Genomic DNA, 20,202 nt, shown 5'->3' on the forward strand with positions numbered 1-20,202 from the left:
AATATGAATAGGTCAGAGCTAGGTAAAATAGATAATATTTACTAATCTAAATTGAATACATAAATACAAAAATAGAATACAGAAGAATAAAAATAGTAATTGTTATCAATTATTGGATAATAAAAAGCCCTGTAGGATTACAGGGCTTAATAATGTATTTAGAATTCGTATTGGAAATAAATCGTGTTGTAGTTACTTCCGCCTTTAATTCTGCCGAATTGAGAGGCGTTTTCGAAGATCGCAGAGCGATGGTGTAACGAATACCCCACCCACATGTTCTCCCAATCTTTTTGGTTAAACAGGTCACCGACGTTCACATCCAATGAAAAGTCCAGATAGTTAAGCAAGTTACTTGGCGTGTAACCTTTCTCTTCCATTTCTGTACCTTCGATATAGGTGATGTTGTCGATGTAAGACATCCCTTCTGCAACACCAAAGCGCCATTGAGTCGGCCAGTTAAAGGTGTAATACGCTTTAATCGCCATGACATATTCGGTACTAGATGACTGAACATCCGACGACCAATGGTGAACCAAACCAGGCGTTAAATAGATATCAAGAGGCAAACCAAACAGTTCATCAGTCAACGGATGTCCGTAGAAAAACGAAGTGAGCTGATTATCGTATTCATCCTTTTCAGCGTTGAACTTGAAAATGTCGCCCATATTGGAAGGCGTCGCCCAGCCGTGCGCAATTCGCAAATATGGACGATTGTGAAGGTCAGATTTTCGCTCTTTGCCTTTGTCGTTAAAGAAGCCGAAACCGACAAACACTTCACCTTGGTAACGATCTTCGACAATTCCGCTCTTGTAAGCTTCGTTGTCTAAGCGCGTCACGCTGGTTTCGCCCAACAAATAGAGGTTAGAAATCACGTGATAACGCGCTTTGATGCCCAGATTAGCATCTGCGCCAGCACCGATTCTTTCCCCTGTCACATCTTTGAAAGCGTAATACTCGCTGTTGAAATCAGAGTCCTTATAACGGATGGTAAAAGATGGTTCGAACTCCCAATCACCCAGCTCGTAATTTGCTGCAATTCTGTAGTTTGAGTGGAACTGAAACTCGTCATCCGTCATCAACTCCACTTCAGCGCGCCAGTTTTCATTGAAGTCATAACGCAGTTGGCCACCAAAATCGACGCGATCACCTTCAAACGCGTTTTGAACGGATTTAGGAATGTCGACAAAACGAAGACGCGTAATCGCACTCACTCGCCAGTCAGAATCCTCTTCGTTAAACAGAAAAGCGCCACCCTCAAGTCCGTTAATGTACAAATGTTCATTTTCAAAAAACATCATCGGTACGAAGGTGCTCACCGTAGAGTCATCGTTAGCAGTGTAAAAAGGAATCGAGGCCGTGCGATACATGGCGGCAATGCCCCACGTTTGCTCATCTGTTGCATAAGCCGTTGATACAGCCGCAGCGAGCGGAAGCATCATGGTGGCTTGTTTCAATCTCTTCATGGGTTTTAATCAAAGTTGATGGAAAAAATCAGTGAATTAAGCTTATGTTCTTTCGATATTAGCCGTTACAATACTTAACGTTGTCATGTGCGTGACAGTTCGCGTCATGCACTTTGATACGTTGGCATGAACATAATCTCAGTGCGTTATTAACCTAACAACGAACTATGCCAGCAATCTAGGCATGTCGTCATCAAAAATCATTAAAAGCAGCCACTTATGGGTTTAGCTTGAACTTAAACATAACGAAGTAAACGTGAAAGCATCAGAACTTATCTCTATCCTCAATAATTTGCCGTCTAACTCCAACCCAGACATCGTGATGGGAGAAGAGTGGCTACCTGAAAGATTAGTGGATACCAAGCTCGATGGTGAGCTCCTGTTTTTGCACTTCGATAACGCACCTGAAGATGGACAAGGTGACGAAGAAGGCCGTGGTTTTGTCGATCATGAAATAGATTTGATCCGCACTCGCCTGCAACAAATTCTGGATGAAGACAGTGACAACGCATCAAAAGCGGATGCGATGCTAGGTTTGTTCTTAATGGGGCATGAACTTAGTAGCTCTCAAGTCATCGAAGTATTAGAAGAAGAATCAGATACATAAGGAAGCGCTTTGCCAACAACGTTGACCAATACTGAACCTACTCCCCTTCCTCTTATTATTGCAGGGCCTGTCCTGCGCAAAGTTACCGCGTCTGAAATCAACATTTGGTTAGTGACGACCAAGCCTCTTAAAGGCGTGGTTGAAGTAATGGATGCAAGCACTCACAACGTATACACATCACAATCACTTGATGAACTTCAGCAGCTCCAAATAGGTCAGAGCGCGTGGGTAAGCTTACTCGCCATTAAAGGTGATTACCCAACTCATCAACCGCTTCGCTACCAAATTCAAACTCAAGATGGTCTATTGACTGAGCTGTTGCCACATCTGAGCTATGAACAAGACCAACATCCACATCAAGGATTGGAGTTTGTGATCAGCGAGAAAGCCGATTACGTTCTTCATGGCTCTTGTCGAAATCCTCACCATTTTAGTCAAGACACTTTAGTCACTGCAGACGAAAAGGTCGCTAGCTTACGTGTTGATGAGCGACCAGACATGCTGATCATGAGTGGTGACCAAATTTATGCAGACCACGTAGCGGGGCCGACTTTGGACGCCATAGAGCAAGTCGTTAAGCTACTAGGGTTACCAGACGAGCAATTTGAGCAAGCGCCCATTGCAGATACAAAAGCACTGTATAAACACCCAGATTGCTACTATGGACGCGATAAGCTTCTGCCACATTATGTCGATGATGGTAGTTTGTTAACTAAGCTGTTCCCTCATCGTGGCACACCCATTTTTAGTGCGAAAGAGTGTGAAAACCACCTGATCAGTTTCGCTGAATGCTTTGCGATGTATCTGCTAGTTTGGTCACCTACCCTTTGGGATCTAATCCAACGCGACCGCTTGCTGGAAAATGCATTCACGGTTGGTGGAAAAACTCTCGAACCAAAATGGCAGCAGCAATGGCGCGAGGAAAAAGTCCAAATCGATAACTTTGTTGCAGGTTTGGCGAAGGTACAAAGACTGCTTGCGCACATTCCTACCTATATGATCTTTGATGATCACGACGTAACCGACGATTGGAACTTAACCATCGGCTGGGAACAAGCGGCTTACAGCAACGTTTTCTCAAAACGCATTATCGGCAACAGTTTGATCGCGTACTGGCTTTGCCAAGGCTGGGGAAACGCGCCAGAAAAGTTTAACGAGACGTTTTGGCGACACGTTAACCACTTTTTCGACGCTCCCTCTTCGCAAGCTCAAGATGCCTTTATTCAACATCTCTATCGCTTCGAAGAATGGCATTATACTATCCCTACTTCACCAAAGGTCGTGGTACTCGACACACGAACTCGCCGCTGGCGGTCTGAATCTCGCATGAATAAACCATCGGGTTTGATGGATTGGGAAGCGATGATTGACTTCCACCAAGAGCTGGTGCATCAAGACAAAGTGATTATTGTTTCTGCCGCTCCCATGTTTGGTGTGAAATTCATTGAAGCCTTGCAGCGTGTGGTAACAATGCTTGGCAAACCGTTGATGGTCGATGCCGAAAACTGGATGGCGCATCCGGGCAGTGCCAATACGCTCATCAGCATTTTTACGCATACCAAAACACCAACCAACTTTGTGATTTTGTCTGGTGACGTTCACTACTCGTTCGCCTATGACATCAAATTGCGTTATCGAAAAAACAGCCCGAATATTTATCAAATCACCTGTAGCGGCATTAAAAACCAATTTCCTACGCAACTGCTCACGATCTGCGATGGCCTAGACAGAATGCTTTACAGTCCGCGTTCACCACTCAACTGGTTTACGAAACGTAAACGCTTGAAGATCTACAAACGCGCGCCAAGCACTCACAATTTTTATCGCTTGGTTAATCACAGTGCTATCGGAGAGTTACGCTTGGACGATGAAGGAAAACCGAGTCACATCGGCATTCTGACTAGCGACGGAGAGGAGATTAACTTCCCTCCAACTCGAGCAGAAGATAAAGGAAAATAACCTGTCAGTGCGGTGCTAAATTTGATAGGACACCTTGAGATTTACCGTATCTATTACCATCTTAAAAGAAAACAGCTTGGTGCTTACTATGTTTAATTCTCTTACTTCGTTGTTCAAACAACTTATCGACGGCTCGGATTTGAGCAAAACCAATGCACTGTCGCCAAACATGGCGATCGCATGTCTGCTGTGTGAAGTGTCTGGTGCGGATCATCTAATTGATGAAAAAGAAGAAAGCACAAAGCGTTCTTTACTGATGAAGTTGCTCGAGTTAAACGAGCAAGAATCGGAGCAGTTACTTGCTCAGGCAAAAGAAAAAACGCAAGACGCTACCTCTTTGTACGATTTTACTTCCCAGCTTCGAGAACTCACACAAGAGACTCGCTACAACTTGATTAAGAGCATGTGGGAAGTCGCTTATGCCGATGGACAAATCGACCCACTTGAGGATGCCGTAATTCGCAAAACCGCAGAACTCTTGTACGTTGACCACAGCGATTTTATCCGCGCAAAACTGCAATCACAGTAACGCAGTGACAATAAAACTTGTGCTCAATGCTCATTTTCTACCAATAAAAAAACGCGCATTACGCGCGTTTTTTCTTCAGCCAACGACATTGTTATTAAAATACTGGTCAAGGTATGAATGTGTTTGACAGCTTCTACACTAAGCTACATCCATGACAAAACAACAATGATTGGATGACGAACTAATTACAGCATGGTGAGCGCAAGCTTCGCTAGGTTGTGCGCATCCACGTAGCCCGAGTGCTGACGCCCTTCCCACTCAATCCCTTTTGCTTCTTGCGCAGCTCGATGGCCAATCCGCTTGTCTTTTAAACGGTTTTGAATACGGTACAGCGTCGCGAGATTGATGAATTCCGTAAACGGCGCTTCAATGCCTTTTTGTTTACACTCTTCAAGAAGAATGACATCGTCACGTCCCCAAGAAGCATAAATCTTGTTGCGACCACCAAAGTTCTTAATCATAGATTTGATTACTTCGGCCAATGGTCTGCCTTGCTTTTCGATTTTACGCGGCGTGATGCCCGTCAGCTCGGCACAAAACAGTGACACTTCATCATGTTCTGGCTTCACGTAGTATTGAGCACGCTTGACGATCTCGCCTTTAGACAAATCTATTTCAGCTAACCCTACTTCGATGATCTCTCCCGTGCGGCCGACGCCATTCTCGCTCCAGCAGCACATTTCTAAATCGAAGCAGACGATACGGTTATGGTTCATAGCTTGTCTTGGTTCCTAGCGTAAATTTGAAAGGGTGCGATTCTACCGCAACACTATGAAAAACTCGAATTTGCGCGCTGATTTAATCACCGATCGACACGGTATTGCGGCCATTTTCCTTACTTAAGTACAGTTGAGCATCCATTTTGTGGTACAAGTTTTCCGGATCTTCGTCGTGATGAACTACCGCACCAATACTCAATGTGCAAATTATAGACGCCTCTTCATAGTCAAATGACGAGCTCGCCACGATGCCGCGTAATTTTTCAAGATACGCTTCTAGCTCTTCTGTGTCCGTCACCGTGGAAAGAATACAAAACTCATCTCCACCTGCGCGATAGAATCGGTCACCCGCATTTAAGTTGGCATTAACCAATTTCGTGACATGAAGTAACGCTTCATCACCCGCCAAATGGCCGTGCTTATCATTAATCACTTTAAAGTGGTCAATATCGAAACCAACCAAAGAGAACGGTTTACCGCTATTAATTTGATTGAGCAAATTGTCGTTAAACACGCGACGGTTCAACAATTGCGTCAGAGGGTCTAACTCGGCCATGCGTTTTAGTTCAACCGTCTTAATATCAAGCATTTCGGCTAAACGCTCTTTTTCTCGTGACTGTAAGTTAACGATGTAGCTGATCAAAAACGCAATCAGAAGACCTGCGATGGTCGTTCCCGTTAAAATGGAGCGCTCCCAAGCAGACACGGCATCTGAAAGTTTGAAATCAATTCGCCATTGTCGATTAGGCAGCTGAATCGTTCGGCTGATCACTTTACCGCTGATCCGATCCCAGTTTTCACTTTGAAACAAAAACGGGTCGTCAGAGGCATCAAAACCTAAATCTTCCACTCTGACCGACATCTCAAGTTCCGTCGCTGTCTTGGTGATCAGTTCTTCGAAATAAACAGTGCTACGAATCACACCTGTGACCACGCCCAACAGGTTTTTATTCTCGAAGTCAAAGACCGGGTGATATACCAGCAAGCCCGATTTGGGGATGGATTTGTCGTAGCCGTCTTGAAGCAGACGAACTTTATCGGAAACATTTGCGCGTTTGTTCGTCGAGATGTCGTCAAAGATCAAATCAAAACGCTTTCGAGAGAAGTAAAAACCAAGTAAAGATAAGTTGGCTTGGGTTCTTGGGTAGATGTCCGTTGCAACGTAAACAGGAGTGTTGTTTTCTAGAATGTAGCCAAAGGTTTTGGGCTGATCTTTTGGAACGGTAAAGATTTGGTAATCTGGGTATGTTTGACGCATTTTAGCAATGTGCGCGTCTAAATCTTCTCGCTCTACTCGTTGCATCCACTGCAAACCAATCAAACTGTGCGAGCTATTGATAACCTGCTCTGCATAAACGGGAAATGCTGACCAATAAGAACTGTCTATAGAATGATAAAAATTGGCCCCCGCTCCGATAAATTTCAAATCATTTTCAACATTTGCTTTTAGAGATTCAGCTTGTCGATCTGCAAGGGTTGCAAAAGTAGCGAGGGTATATCGTTGCTGAATTTGGTAGGCCACACCAACTACGCCTGCAGTGACGAGGAGCGCCGCTACAAAAGCAGAAATGGAATCAGAGTGTCTCTTTATAAAGCTCTTTTGAGCAGTGCTTGTGGTCATCTCGTCTACTGATATTTCCGTAAGTTAAACTTCGGTATTTAGGGAAATACTGCGTTACCAGCGAATAAACATCAAGCAGCAACCTACCAAGCTTAGTTCAATCGTTGATTTTTCACGCTGATCGTACGGTATATTCACGAATTATTACAGCCTTAGGCCTTGAATATGCTACCATCCGTCATCATTTTAATGTCTAAACTTGGTGCAAGATCGCAAAGACGATCGCTTTTAGTCAATAAATTGAGCCAACACTGAGCACCGAGCAATCAATAGAAAGAGAAAAAACGTCATGAACATTGATTTGAACCTAATTCCTCAAACGTTCGATATGCTGCACGCAGGCCTTGCGGCTTCGAGCGTATTGCTTCTTCTGATCGCAGTATCACGCAAATCAAAAGTGATTGAGAAAGTGGTAGAGAAACCTGTCGAGAAAATCGTCGAGGTTGAAAAGCCAGTCGAGAAGATCGTAGAAGTGGAAAAGGTTGTAGAAGTAGAGAAAGTCGTAGAAAAAGTGGTGGAAGTTGAATCAAAACTTGCAACAGCTTCTACTGATTCTGCAATGCAGCTGCTTTCTATCATGCAGCAAGAAGCACGTCTAATCGACTTCCTGAAAGAAGACCTAACTTCGTTCTCTGATGAAGAAGTAGGCGCTGCGGCTCGTGTTATCCACACTGGCGGTCAAAAAGTATTGAACGATTACGTGACACTTGCGCACGTTCGTAACGAAGAAGAAGAAACTCGTATTACGGTTGAAGAAGGCTTCAACCCACAAGAAATCCGCCTAACTGGTAACGTGACAGGCAGCGCGCCGTTCCACGGCACTCTAGTTCACAAAGGTTGGAAGGCAACGTCTATGAACCTGCCTAAACTGGCTGAGAACTACGATGCTTCTGTGATTGCTCCAGCTGAGGTTGAGCTGTAATGGAACACATGAACCAAGAAAACCTTTCTCAAGAGACAGCGCAAGAGCAACAGTCTCCTAAATTCAGTGTTGGTATCGACTTAGGTACCACTCACTGCGTAATGTCTTACGTTGATACTCAAGACGAAGATGCTCGTGTACAAGTCATGCCTATCCCGCAGCTAACAGCTCCGGGTACTGTAGAAACTCGCAGCCAATTAGGCTCGTTCCTATACCAGCCGCATGAGCACGAAATGAACCCGCAATCACGCGTTCTACCATGGTCTAGCGAACCAAAGGCACTTGTCGGTGCGATTGCTCGTAACCTAGGTTCAAAAACACCAATTCGTTTAGTTGCTAGTGCAAAATCTTGGCTTTGCCACGCTGGTGTAAACCGTCGTGACGCATTCCTACCTGCGGGTAGCCCAGAAGAAGTGGAAAAAGTATCCCCTCTTCGCGCAACCGAGCTATACCTTGAGCACCTAAAAGACGCTTGGAATCACGCGAATCCAAACCACAAACTTGCCGATCAAGACGTTACCATTACGGTTCCAGCTTCTTTCGATCCTGCGGCTCGTGACCTGACAGCCGAAGCTGCACGCAACGTTGGTTTTGTGCACCTAACGCTTCTAGAAGAGCCTCAAGCTGCGCTTTACAACTGGATTGATAACAGCAACGACAAATGGCGCGACGAAGTTGAAGTTGGCGACATCGTGCTTGTGGTCGATATCGGTGGTGGTACAACCGACCTTTCTTTAGTTGAAGTAACAGAAGACGAAGGCAACCTAACTCTGAACCGTATCGCGGTAGGTGAACATATCCTACTTGGCGGTGACAACATGGACCTTGCACTTGCGTACCGCTTGAAGATGAAGCTAGCGCAAGAAGGCAAAGAGCTACAGCCATGGCAAGTTCAGGCGATGACGCACGCATGTCGTGATGCTAAAGAAGCGCTATTGAACGACAGCGAGCTTCAGTCAGTGCCAATCGTGGTACCAAGTCGCGGTTCTAAACTGCTTGGTGCAACGCTGAAAACTGAACTGACTCAAGAAGAAGTACAACAAACATTAGTTGACGGTTTCTTCCCTCAAGTTGCGATTACCGACCACCCTGTTCAACGCAACCGTGGTGCACTAACACAAATGGGTCTGCCTTACGCACAAGATGCGGGTATTACTCGCCACATTGCAGCATTCTTGTCTAAGCAAGCACACGCGCAAAGCGGTGGTGAATCAGCGCAAGCTCAAGATTTCAACCCATTTGCAAACATGCCAGGTATGCCTGGCTCTGATGCAGCGCAATCGGCTGACTTCATCAAGCCAACAGCAATCCTATTCAACGGCGGTGTTCTGAAATCGAAACTTCTAGCAACTCGCCTAGAAGACACGATCAACGAATGGCTAATTGAAGCAGATGCACAAATGGCGAAACGCCTAACAGGTGTGGATCTAGACCTTGCGGTTGCTAGCGGTGCGGCTTACTACGGCTCTGTGCGTCGTGGTCAAGGTGTGCGTATCCGTGGTGGTATTGCTTCGGCGTACTACGTGGGTATCGAAAGTGCGATGCCAGCGATTCCGGGCATGGCGCCTCCAATGGAAGCACTTTGTGTCGCACCATTTGGTATGGAAGAAGGTTCAAGCGTTGACGTACCAAGCCAAGAGTTTGGTTTGATCATCGGTCAGCCAGTTAACTTCCAATTCTTCGGCTCAACCGTTCGTCGTGATGACCTAGCAGGTACTCACTTAGACTACTGGGCACCAGAAGAGCTTGAAGAGCTACCAGAAATCCAAGTAACGCTGCCTGTATCTGAAGGTCGTCGTGAAGGTGAAGTGGTTCCGGTAACCCTAGCCTCTCGCGTCACAGAGCTTGGCACGCTTTACTTAGAAGCCATCGCCGCAGATAACGGGCAAAAATGGCATGTTGAGTTCGATGTGCGCGAAGACGCGAAAAGTGACTCAAACGAAGAACAATAATTAGAAGTCAAACGGCATCCAATCGGGTGCCGTTTTTAAATACACGAAGGTTTGGTTTTGTATGGCATCTCCTCGTTTTCTTGTTGGTATTGACCTTGGCACCACAAACACTGTGGTGGCCTACTGTGAAATAACCGACAACCTTGAACAATCCGAAGTATCCCTATTTGACATTGACCAACTGATTGGTCCGGGCGAAGTCGTTCGTAAACCACTTCTGCCCTCTTTCCGCTATCATCCAGCTGTAGGTCAAATCTCCCCTTCTGACCTCACTCTTCCTTGGGACAACGAACCTGTTGCCGGCGACATTAACAATGTAATCGTTGGTGAATGGGCTCGCGAATTAGGCGCGAAAGTAGAAGGCCGTCAGGTATCCAGCGCGAAAAGCTGGCTCTCACATCAAGCGGTTGATCGTAACTCAGACATTCTTCCTTGGGCTGGTGCGCAAGACGTGGATAAAGTCTCGCCAGTTATTGCCAGCGCAAGTTACCTCAATCACATTCGTCAAGCATGGAACTACCGTCATCCAAGTAACAAACTCGAAGACCAAGACGTAGTTGTCACCGTTCCGGCATCATTTGATGAAACCGCGCGTAAACTGACACTTGAAGCCGCCGAGCTTGCTGGCTTGAAAAAAATCGTCTTGCTCGAAGAGCCACAGGCGGTGTGTTACGACTGGTATGCACGCCACCAGCAAACCGCGGCTGACGAATTAAAAGATCTGCCACTAATTCTTGTTTGCGATGTGGGTGGTGGCACAACAGACTTAAGTCTTATCGAAGCTAAGTTCACTCATGACGACTTAGCTCTTGATCGTATTGGCGTTGGTGAACACTTAATGCTAGGGGGTGATAACCTCGACTTAGCGTTAGCGCACCTTGCTGAAAGTCGCTTCAATCAAAACAAAAAACTCACTGCTGCAAGCCTGACTAAGCTGATTCAACAAACTCGTAAAGCCAAAGAAAACCTGCTCTCAACAAGCGCGCCTGACGAAGTAAAGATCACCATGCTAGGCAGTGGTTCTAAGCTGCTTGGGGGCACAAAGAGTATTGCTCTAAGCAAACAAGAAGTGCACCAAATCGCATTAGATGGCTTCTTCCCGCTTTCTGATTTCAGTGAAGTACCAGACAAACGCCGCAGCGCGGTTGTCGAGTTTGGTCTTCCATACGTTGCTGACCCAGCCGTCAGTAAGCACGTTGCCGAGTTCTTAACTCAGCATCAGCAAGTGTCTCGCGCCGCTCTTGGCATTGAAGACGACAAACAAAACGCGATCCCAGTTGGCTTATTGCTGAACGGTGGCGTGTTCAACAGTGATCTGGTAACTGAACGTGTCACTACCCTACTTTCTGACTGGCGCGGCGCACCAGTTACGGTATTAGATAACCCACATCCAGATTGGTCGGTCGCACTAGGTGCGGTTGCGTTTGGTAAAGCGCGTCGTGGCGCACAACTGAAAATTGGTGGTGGTGCTGCACGCTCTTACTTCTTGCATCTACAAGAAAAAAACAAAATGGGTAAAGCCCTCTGTTTACTTGCAAAAGGCACAGAAGAAGGTCACGAGATCCGCTTAAGTGGTCGTCGTTTCTCGCTTACCCTAGGTGAGCCAGTCCGCTTTAACCTGCTGACTTCTACACACGATACCTTAACCAACAACACGGCGATTCAAAACGGTGTGATGGTTGACGTTGACCCAGACTTGTTTGCTCCGCTACCGCCTTACATCACCACACTTGAAGGTGAAGGCGCAGAGCTACAAGCCAACCAGAAAGAGCGCGTAGAAGTGCAACTGGCGTGTCAGTTAACCGAAGTCGGCACTCTTAAGATGGAGTGTGTCAGTGCCGAAGACGACAACAAACGTTGGGAACTGGAATTTGAAGTTCGCAATAAACAAGCCGATGACGGTGAGGAAATTCAGCTTCATCCAAGATTGAACGAATGCAAGGAGCTGATTGCTCGTCTATACAGCGGCAACAAGAAAAGTGCTGAAGGCAAAGAAATCAAAACCTTAGCAAAAGATCTTGAGAAGAAACTGGGTAAACGCGATGAGTGGGATTTCACCACACTCCGTCAGCTTTTCGATACTTTTGCGCAAGGTCGTAAGCGTCGTCGTCGCTCTGAACAACATGAGAAAAACTGGCTTCGTTTGGCTGGCTTTGCACTGCGTCCGGGCTTTGGCGATCCAACAGACTCTTGGCGTATTGAGCAAGTTTGGGGACTGTATCAACAAAATATTCAGTTCAAAAACCATCAAGGCTGGACAGACTGGTGGGTATTCTGGCGACGTATCGCGGGCGGTCTAAGCCAAGAACAACAAGAAACCATTTTGGCAGACATCGCTAAATATCTGCATCCCGGCGCGATGAAAAATCCGCAGTCAGCAAAAGCGGCTCAGGAGATGGGGTACGAATCCATGGTGCGTCTTTCAGCCTCTCTGGAGCATCTAGAAGTGGAAGATAAAGTCCTGCTGGCGACGTGGTTCTTAAGCAAAGCCATCAACCAAAACCAGTTTGAACAAGCACACTGGTGGGCGATGGGACGTTTGGCTTCTCGCACACCGCTTTATGGCAGCCAGCACAACGTCATTCCTCGTGAACAAGCTGAGCAATGGTTACCTAAGCTTTTGGAACAAAATTGGCTGAAAGAACCAATGATCGCTTTCGCAGCCGTAATGATTTGTCGTAAGACAGGTGACCGATTATTCGATATTTCTGACGACTACCGGGAACAAGTTCTAACAAAACTCAAACAGAGCAAAGTACCTGAGTCGTGGGTATCGCTGGTTGAAGAAGTGAAAGAGCTTTCAGAAAGCGAATCAAAACGTGTCTTCGGTGATGCTTTACCAAGCGGTTTAACGCTGGTTCATCATTAAATCCACTTTACAAAAGAAGACGAGTTAAACGTACAAAGCCCTTCCGACGAAGGGCTTTGTTTATCGCATTCTTTTGGTTTTGACCGCGCACAACGCGCTAATTCATTTCTGTCGTAATCACCACATCGCGCGTTTCGTTATCCATATCACTAATACCGACCACCGACACTTCTCTATCCGATAGAGTCTCAATTAGGCTGTCTTCTAATCCACCATCAGCAAGCCAAGAATAGAATTTATCCGCAATACGCTCCGAACCTTCTCCAACAAACGTTAATGTGACCTTCTTCATTTGTGACACTCCATCAATTTACGATTCAGCCACTTAAGCGTAGTATGTTTCCTAAATATCGACATACACTAAGGTTAACTTCTTTTATGAGTATCGAAAAATTTGACGCCATCTATCAACGTGCCGCCGAACGAAAAGGTGGAGAAGATCAGCTCGAAGCACTGCTGTCGCATCCATTAAGTAAAGAAGAGTTAGCAGCCATTCCAAACGACCGTTGGTTAGCGGCATTTTCGATGAAGGTATTTCAAAGTGGCATCTCGTGGAGCGTAGTTCGTAAGAAATGGCCGAACTTCGAAGAGGTCTTTTTCGGCTTTAAGATTGAACCATTACTGATGCTATCTGACGAACAATGGGAAACCAAAGCGACCGATGAGCGCATTATTCGCCACCTAACGAAAGTGATGTCGATTCCTGCCAATGCTCGAATGATCCACGAAGCATCAATCCAGCATGGGTCATTTGGCAAAATGGTCGCAGATTGGCCTCAGGAGAAAATCACTGAGCTTTGGGCGTATCTAAAAAAACATGGCAGCCGTTTGGGCGGTAATACAGGGCCATATACTTTACGTCAAATGGGTGCTGATACGTTTATTTTGTCTAACGATGTGGAAGCATACTTGCGCAATTGCAAAATCATCGAAGGCGGAAAAGACACCAAAAAATCTCACGATGCAGCAACCCAAGCGTTTATGCAATGGCAGAAGGAGAGCGGTCGTAGCCTCACCGAAATCAGTCAAATCATTGCATTTAGTACCGGTGATAATCGACTCTAACGACAGGTTGACAAGCACATTGGCTCTTATCACAGTGTGCTTTTTCTGACCATATCTCTAGCTCCACTCTTGGCTTCATTAAACTTCAACCACCTTCCCACCTTGAGAATCACAAATAATTGTCGTATCGACAAAATTATTTTTTCATACAATATTTTTATTTATCAAACACCTACCTATGGTTGATGTTTTATTAGGCATGTTTTATTGATTCTGCTCAATTGCATTGCCTATTCAAACTGACTAGGATACACGCCCTTCCTGAGTGAACTATCAAAAATAAAATCGAGAAACTTGCTCGAGTTTCTTAACAGTTCACGAACATTCTCGACAATTATATTCATTTCATGATTTTTAGCGCACTTAAGCGCTGATTGAAACGACCATTGCTCCGTACTCGAAAGATTTCGTATTCGCGCTTTCTTACGTGGAGTTATTTATTTCATCAAGGTTGGTCAAAAGGATGATGCCCCTTGAATGCATTTACTGGAGGACAAAAAATGCCAAAAGGTCTAATGCTGACTGACTTAGCCATCGCAGGCTTACTTTTGATTGTAGCGAAAGTGATTCGCGTGCACACGCCATTGCTACAACGCATGTACATTCCATCTGCTGTATTGGCAGGTTTATTTGGTCTCGTGTTTGGCCCTGCCATGCTCGATCTATTACCGTGGACAGACACGTTTACCGCTAACGCAAGCCTATTAACCGCTGCACTTTTTTCTGCGTTAGGGTTAGCAACGGATGTTCCATCCCCAAAAGTTGTCGCACAACGTGCAGGCTCGTTATGGGCATTTAACCAAATTGCTTCTGTCTCACAGTGGTTATTTGCTGCAATGTTTGGCCTGCTCTTAACTACATTTTTCTGGCCAGAAATCAATCCTGGTTTTGGCGTAACAATGTCTGCGGGTTTCATGGGAGGTCACGGTTCAGCCTCAGTTGTGGGAGATATTTTCACGGGTCTTGGTTGGGAAGATGGCTTCACGCTTGGTTTGACCTTTGCGACAGTCGGTATCTTCATCTCAATTTCCATCGGCATGTTGATGCTTCAATTTGCTCTAAAAATGGGTTGGATTCGAAGCTTTACAACTTTTGACAGCATGGATGAACATGAACGAAAAGGTCTTGTAAAACCAACAGAACAAGAACCAGTGATGAAAGACACAATGTCTTCACTCTCTGTGGATTCATTTGCTATTCACGCAGCCCTTGTCGTCGTCGTTACGGCTTTCTCTTATGTCGCAGCAAACTACTTATCGTCGTTCCACGACAAAGTACAAATTCCGACATTTGTAACGGGCTTTTTGGGCGGAATGCTCGTGCGAATTGTCGCGAAACAAACCAAAGCGTCGCGATACCTTTGTGATGGAGCATTTAAGCATGCAGCTGGTATCAGCACCGACTACCTGATCATATTTGGTATTTCGGCAATCAAAATTACTGTTCTTGCTCAGTACCTTGCGCCAATGATCGTACTCGCCATTGGTGGCATCGCATTTACGTTGTGGCTGATCTTCTGGGTTGCGCCTCGAATTATGGGCGATGATTGGTTTGAAAAAGGCATATTCTCCTGGGGCTGGCTAACAGGCACAGTTGCAATGGGCATCGCGCTATTGCGCATTGTTGACCCTAAAATGCGTAGCAAAGTTCTGGATGACTACGCCATTGCTTATGTACCTGGTTCAATTACGGATATCTTTATCATCTCTCTGATGCCTATCGCGATGTATAACGGTATGGAGTGGCAAGCACTTGGTGTCGGCTTAGCTTATATCGCCGTAGTCCTGTTTATCTGGCGATTTGTATTTAAACACAGTGGCCAAACGGTAACGGACGCGTCTTAAATACTCCGGCTCGGGAGATTTTTCCTCCCGAGCACATCTTTATTCATCTTTTTTCCTCCTCTCTTTAAAATCCCAATTGAGAAACCGCTTCAATCTCTAATGAATAAATAGGCAACTTGTTTTATATATGAAATTTGCAATTGCAGTCACACCTTCTCATTCTTTTTTAATACCGATATAACCCCATTTTTATTCCAGAATAGCAGCCTATAAAATGACAAAGCTGGAGGCTGGTTGTGCGTGGTTCACGAGGATTTACCCTTATCGAGTTAATAATGTGCATCATCATTCTTGGTGTTGTTGGCGTTGTTGCCCTACCCAAGTTCCTCGGAATACAAAAAGACGCACGAATTGCCGTTTTGTATGGCGCAAGAGAAGCGCTAATGACAGCCAACAACCTTGTTTACACTAAAGCCGTTATTCAGTCTCAAGAGAACATCAACTCAGAAGACACGCGAAACATCGACTTAGATAACGACGGAGTAAACGATCTTATTGGTTACTTTGGGTTAATCAAAAACGTGATTCCAGCAAAAGAGCTTGCCGGTTTTGACCCACAACTCACCATCAACAAATGGTACGGCGCCGATTCAGAGACTGAACCCTACTTCCTTATCGGCTTTGCCAACAAACCCGTGAGCATCCATCACCTGTGTTATGTCGAAGTGTACTACCCTAAAACACCGGGCGGACAACTTCGCTATGGAATTCAAACTGAAGACTGCTAAAACCCCTCCCAAACAAGCTTCAAAATTGTACATTTTGAAGCTTTCTACGTTTAGCACTCACTTACGCGCCAAAACCTCAACTTAACATAGATTTCACATAATTTTGTTGCATGGTTTTCTTGCAGCGAGAAAGCAAGTAATTCCTGGGTGCATATATTCAAAATCGACACAATCTGTTGTTTTCTTCTTCGCTCAAAAATTGTGCTTGTAAACTCATCATTTCGCTCAATAATAGTTCCATAACAAATTCAATAATTTAAAGCAGGAGGCGTAATGAGAATTTTCTGGCAGCTACGTTGGTACTTCCGACAAAAATGGAAACATTATGTGGGTTCCATTCTTTTATTTGCAGTAATCTCTGCCCTTCAGCTGGTTCCACCCAAGGCAGTCGGAGTGATTGTCGATGGCGTTGTTGATAACACATTAGAAACAAACACGTTAATCATGTGGTTGTTAGGCCTTATTGTTCTACTTTTCACCATCTACGGGTGCAGAATCCTCTGGCGTATATGGCTATTTGGTGCGAGTTGGGAACTTGGAACCATTTTACGCAACCGCCTTTACCGTCACCTTTCGACTCAACCTCCCCGCTTTTTTGAACGATACAAAACTGGCGATTTGATGGCGCGCGGCACGAACGACGTAAGAAACATCGTTATGACAGCTGGCGAAGGGGTATTAACGGCAGCCGACTCGGTTATCACAGGCATAGCAGTATTGATCATCATGGTCACGCAAGTCAGTTGGAAACTGACCGTTATGGCCCTGTTGCCAATGCCATTTCTCGCGGTAATTATTTTCTTTATCGTCCGCATTCTTCACCAACGTTTTCGTGTCGCGCAGGAAGCATTCTCTTCGATGTCCGATATGACGCAAGAATCCCTAAATGGTGTGCGAATGCTGCGTGCTTTTGGTTTAGAAAACCAAGAGCAACAACGATTTGAAGATGTCGTTGACGATACCGGTGCTAAAAACATCGCGGTAGCAAGAGTAGATGCGCGCTTTGACCCTGCGATTCAGTTGACGATTGGTCTTTCGTTTCTTCTTAGTGTGGCGGCAGGCGCGTATCTGGTCGACAAAGGCGAAATCACTCTTGGTGATTTGACAGCCTTCACCATGTACTTGGGTTTGATGATTTGGCCAATGCTAGCGTTCGCATTCTTGTTTAACATCTTAGAGCGCGGTTCTGCCGCATGGAATCGGCTACAAGAAATCTTCGATGAACAACCAGAGATCATCGGTGGTACACAGCCTTTAGATGAAAAACCATTACCGCTGCACATCAAGATTGACGCGTTCCATTGGAGTAAAGAACTCCCACCAGCTCTTGCCGCTGTGGACGTAACGTTAGAGCCAGGGAAAATGCTCGGAATTGCTGGCCCAGTAGGCAGTGGCAAATCGACGTTGCTCACTCTGCTATTGCGTCAACATGATTTAGAAAATGGCACCATTCAGTTTGGCGATGTCAAAATCAAAGACGCTATCTTACCTCAATGGCGTAATCGCTTTGCGGTTGTGAATCAGAGTCCATTTTTGTTCTCAAAATCGATCTTTGACAACATCGCCCTTGGCAATCCTCAAGCAACAAAGGAGCAAGTTTATCAAGCAGCGAAATTGGCGTGTATCCACGACGATATAGAGAAATTCCCTGACGGATACCAAACCGAAGTTGGCGAAAAAGGCATTACTCTTTCTGGCGGTCAGAAGCAGCGTATTGCGATTGCACGCGCCATGCTTCTCAACGCTCAAGTGTTAGTTTTAGATGATGCCCTATCCGCCGTAGATGGTCGAACCGAACATCAGATTCTCAAGAACCTTGAAACACACTACCGTGATCAAGCGTTGATCGTTATCGCACACCGATTAACGGCATTAGAAGCGGCTGATGAAATCATCGTTCTTAATCATGGCCATGTCACCGAGCGAGGGAAACATCATTCTCTACTCGAACACCAAGGCTGGTACGCAGAAATGTTCCAGTACCAAAAACTCGAACAAGCAATGGAGGAGTAATCAATGAAACAAACCAGTACATTTAAGCGGTTGTTGTCTTATCCATTGTCTCAGCCGAAGCCAATGATAAAAGGCTTAGCTTTGCTGTTTATCGCGGCGTTAGCGAGTGCGAGTGGCCCTTGGTTGATCCAGTATTTTATTGATGAACACATTGCCAAAGGTGACTACTCTCGTAACGTATTGATTGCTTTAGCGTTGGGCTATGTATCACTTCAAGTCATTTCAGCAACGTTCCAATATCTTCAATCGTTGCAATTTAGCATGGTGGCAACGAACACGATCAAAACCATTCGCAAGCAAGTGTTTTCGGGAGTGATCAAACAGCCACTTTCTGCGTTTGACTACACACCTGCCGGTAAGCTTGTTTCTCGAATCACGAATGATACAGAATCACTTCAGCAGTTTTACGAGTTGTTAATCGCGACCGTGGTTAAGAACGTTGTGATGATCGTGGTGATGTTGGGTGTCATGTTCTTCATGAGTTGGAAGTTGACGCTGGTTGTTCTCGTCCTGTTACCGATCGTAATTGGCTTTATGTATCTGTTTAAACAACTCAGTACCGATAGTTATCGCAGAATGCGTGACTTGCTCACGGACATTAACGCCAACTTAAGCGAATCAATCCAAGGGATGAGCGTGATTCAGCTGATGCAACAAGAAGAGCGCTTTAATAAACAGTTTAACGAACTCACTGCTGAGCATTTGGTCGCGTCCAAAAAAGTCATTCGCTTAAACGGGTATCTGCTGCGGCCTCTCATGGATCTGTTGGCTGGACTTGCCCTACTCTGCTTAGTTGCCATCTTTGGCTTTAATGGTGTCGAGTTGATTGGTGTCGGTGTACTTTATGCATTCATCAGTTATTTGGCGCGTGTGACCGAACCTCTGATTGAAATGACCCAACAACTTGCACTTTTACAACAAGCGTTGGTATCGAGTGAACGTGTTTTTGAGTTGATTGATGCGAGGCCACAAACTTACGGTGACGATCATCAACCGCTTAAAACGGGCTCGATTGAGCTAAGTAATCTGACGTTCAGTTATGATGGTAAGCAAGATGTATTAAAAGACATATCCTTGAAAGCGGCTCATCAAGATTTTATCGCGCTGGTCGGCCATACTGGCAGCGGCAAGAGCACGTTAGCATCTTTGCTCATGGGCTTTTATCCAACCAATGTGGGCGAGTTATTGATTGATGGGCGGCCACTTAATACATTGGGTAAAGACGTACTTCGCAAAGACGTAGCAATGGTTCAACAAGATCCGCACATTCTCCCAGCCTCTGTACGTGAGAACATTTCTCTTAGCCGAGCAGTGAGCGATGCGCAGATATGGGATGCGTTAGATAAGGTAGGTTTATCGGAGCAAATTCACCGCTATCCAAACGGCTTAGACACTCAACTCGGCCAAGGTGAAACCAACCTTTCGGCAGGTCAAAAGCAATTACTTGCGTTAGCCCGAGTGTTAGTAGCGAAACCAAAAATCTTAATTTTGGATGAGGCAACGGCGAACATCGATTCAGGAACTGAGGCTCTCATTCAAAAAAGCTTAAAAGTTTTGCGCCAAAACATGACGTTAGTGGTCATTGCTCACCGACTGTCCACCATATTGGATGCAGACCAAATTGTGGTTCTACACCATGGTGACTTGGTCGAACAAGGCACGCATAAAGCCTTATTGCAACAAAATGGTCGCTACGCTCAAATGTACCAGTTACAACAAGCGAATAGACACCTTCAACAGATTGAGCAAGAAGATGCTAAACAACTAGAAGAAGCTGTTTAAGCACTGTACAAGCCACCTGCAAATCGCAATGCAGGTGGCGCCATTTAGTTAAATCCATTCACAATTTAAACTAATTTTTTATTTCTTACCTATTATTGACATAACCCCTCGCTATATAACGCAAGGTCG

Annotated in this window: 15 protein-coding genes; 11 read left to right on the forward strand and 4 right to left on the reverse strand. The window is 45.4% G+C overall.

Annotation, left to right across the window (positions count from 1 at the left end):
- Positions 1-158 precede the first annotated feature (158 nt).
- Entirely contained in the window at positions 159-1,439 is a 1,281-nt protein-coding gene (locus BIW15_RS07005) for a MipA/OmpV family protein (RefSeq protein ID WP_224067100.1), read from the reverse strand.
- Between the two features lie 280 nt (positions 1,440-1,719).
- On the opposite strand from BIW15_RS07005, the gene BIW15_RS07010 reads away from it, so the two are divergent.
- The 3 genes from BIW15_RS07010 (at position 1,720) to BIW15_RS07020 (ending at position 4,558) form a co-directional block, all read left to right on the forward strand.
- Positions 1,720-2,070, forward strand: coding sequence for a hypothetical protein (locus BIW15_RS07010; protein ID WP_015296697.1), 351 nt, complete (start codon positions 1,720-1,722; stop codon positions 2,068-2,070).
- A 9-nt stretch (positions 2,071-2,079) separates the two neighbouring features.
- Entirely contained in the window at positions 2,080-4,029 is a 1,950-nt protein-coding gene (locus BIW15_RS07015; RefSeq protein ID WP_077280729.1) for an alkaline phosphatase D family protein, read from the forward strand.
- Positions 4,030-4,117: 88 nt separating this feature from the next.
- Entirely contained in the window at positions 4,118-4,558 is a 441-nt protein-coding gene (locus tag BIW15_RS07020) for a TerB family tellurite resistance protein (RefSeq protein ID WP_005454910.1), read from the forward strand.
- Positions 4,559-4,743: 185 nt separating this feature from the next.
- Here BIW15_RS07020 and BIW15_RS07025 read toward each other — a convergent pair whose 3' ends face one another.
- Both BIW15_RS07025 and BIW15_RS07030 read right to left on the reverse strand, forming a co-directional pair.
- On the reverse strand, positions 4,744-5,274 hold the full coding sequence (locus BIW15_RS07025) for a 3'-5' exonuclease (RefSeq protein ID WP_005454828.1): 531 nt from the start codon (positions 5,272-5,274) through the stop codon (positions 4,744-4,746).
- 82 nt (positions 5,275-5,356) lie between these two features.
- Complete coding sequence (locus BIW15_RS07030) at positions 5,357-6,898, reverse strand: sensor domain-containing diguanylate cyclase (protein ID WP_021486717.1); 1,542 nt, start codon at positions 6,896-6,898, stop codon at positions 5,357-5,359.
- A gap of 289 nt (positions 6,899-7,187) precedes the next feature.
- On the opposite strand from BIW15_RS07030, the gene BIW15_RS07035 reads away from it, so the two are divergent.
- The 3 genes from BIW15_RS07035 (at position 7,188) to BIW15_RS07045 (ending at position 12,641) form a co-directional block, all read left to right on the forward strand.
- Positions 7,188-7,820, forward strand: coding sequence for a DUF2760 domain-containing protein (locus BIW15_RS07035; RefSeq protein WP_005454971.1), 633 nt, complete (start codon positions 7,188-7,190; stop codon positions 7,818-7,820).
- Positions 7,820-9,772, forward strand: a complete 1,953-nt coding sequence (locus BIW15_RS07040; protein WP_179115241.1) for an Hsp70 family protein — start codon at positions 7,820-7,822, stop codon at positions 9,770-9,772. Before BIW15_RS07035 ends, BIW15_RS07040 begins: the two co-directional genes overlap by 1 nt.
- Positions 9,773-9,833: 61 nt before the next feature.
- Positions 9,834-12,641, forward strand: coding sequence for an Hsp70 family protein (locus BIW15_RS07045; RefSeq protein ID WP_053340028.1), 2,808 nt, complete (start codon positions 9,834-9,836; stop codon positions 12,639-12,641).
- Between the two features lie 97 nt (positions 12,642-12,738).
- On the opposite strand, the gene BIW15_RS07050 is transcribed toward BIW15_RS07045, so the two are convergent.
- A complete protein-coding gene (locus BIW15_RS07050; RefSeq protein WP_005455030.1) occupies positions 12,739-12,933 on the reverse strand; it encodes a hypothetical protein in 195 nt (64 codons plus the stop codon).
- A gap of 86 nt (positions 12,934-13,019) precedes the next feature.
- Between BIW15_RS07050 and BIW15_RS07055 the strand changes: the two genes are divergently transcribed.
- From BIW15_RS07055 to BIW15_RS07075, 5 genes are all read left to right on the forward strand, one after another.
- A complete protein-coding gene (locus BIW15_RS07055) occupies positions 13,020-13,706 on the forward strand; it encodes a DNA-3-methyladenine glycosylase I (RefSeq protein WP_005454984.1) in 687 nt (228 codons plus the stop codon).
- 500 nt (positions 13,707-14,206) lie between these two features.
- Positions 14,207-15,550 (forward strand): sodium/glutamate symporter, encoded by a 1,344-nt coding sequence (locus BIW15_RS07060; RefSeq protein ID WP_077280730.1) that lies wholly within the window; start codon positions 14,207-14,209, stop codon positions 15,548-15,550.
- Between the two features lie 236 nt (positions 15,551-15,786).
- A complete protein-coding gene (locus BIW15_RS07065; RefSeq protein ID WP_005454955.1) occupies positions 15,787-16,278 on the forward strand; it encodes a prepilin-type N-terminal cleavage/methylation domain-containing protein in 492 nt (163 codons plus the stop codon).
- 273 nt (positions 16,279-16,551) lie between these two features.
- Positions 16,552-18,291, forward strand: a complete 1,740-nt coding sequence (locus BIW15_RS07070) for an ABC transporter transmembrane domain-containing protein (protein WP_025534532.1) — start codon at positions 16,552-16,554, stop codon at positions 18,289-18,291.
- 3 nt (positions 18,292-18,294) lie between these two features.
- Positions 18,295-20,073, forward strand: coding sequence for an ABC transporter transmembrane domain-containing protein (locus BIW15_RS07075; RefSeq protein ID WP_025587278.1), 1,779 nt, complete (start codon positions 18,295-18,297; stop codon positions 20,071-20,073).
- Positions 20,074-20,202 lie beyond the last annotated feature (129 nt).

This window comes from Vibrio sp. SALL6, assembly GCF_002002385.1.
Lineage (GTDB): Bacteria > Pseudomonadota > Gammaproteobacteria > Enterobacterales > Vibrionaceae > Vibrio > Vibrio parahaemolyticus.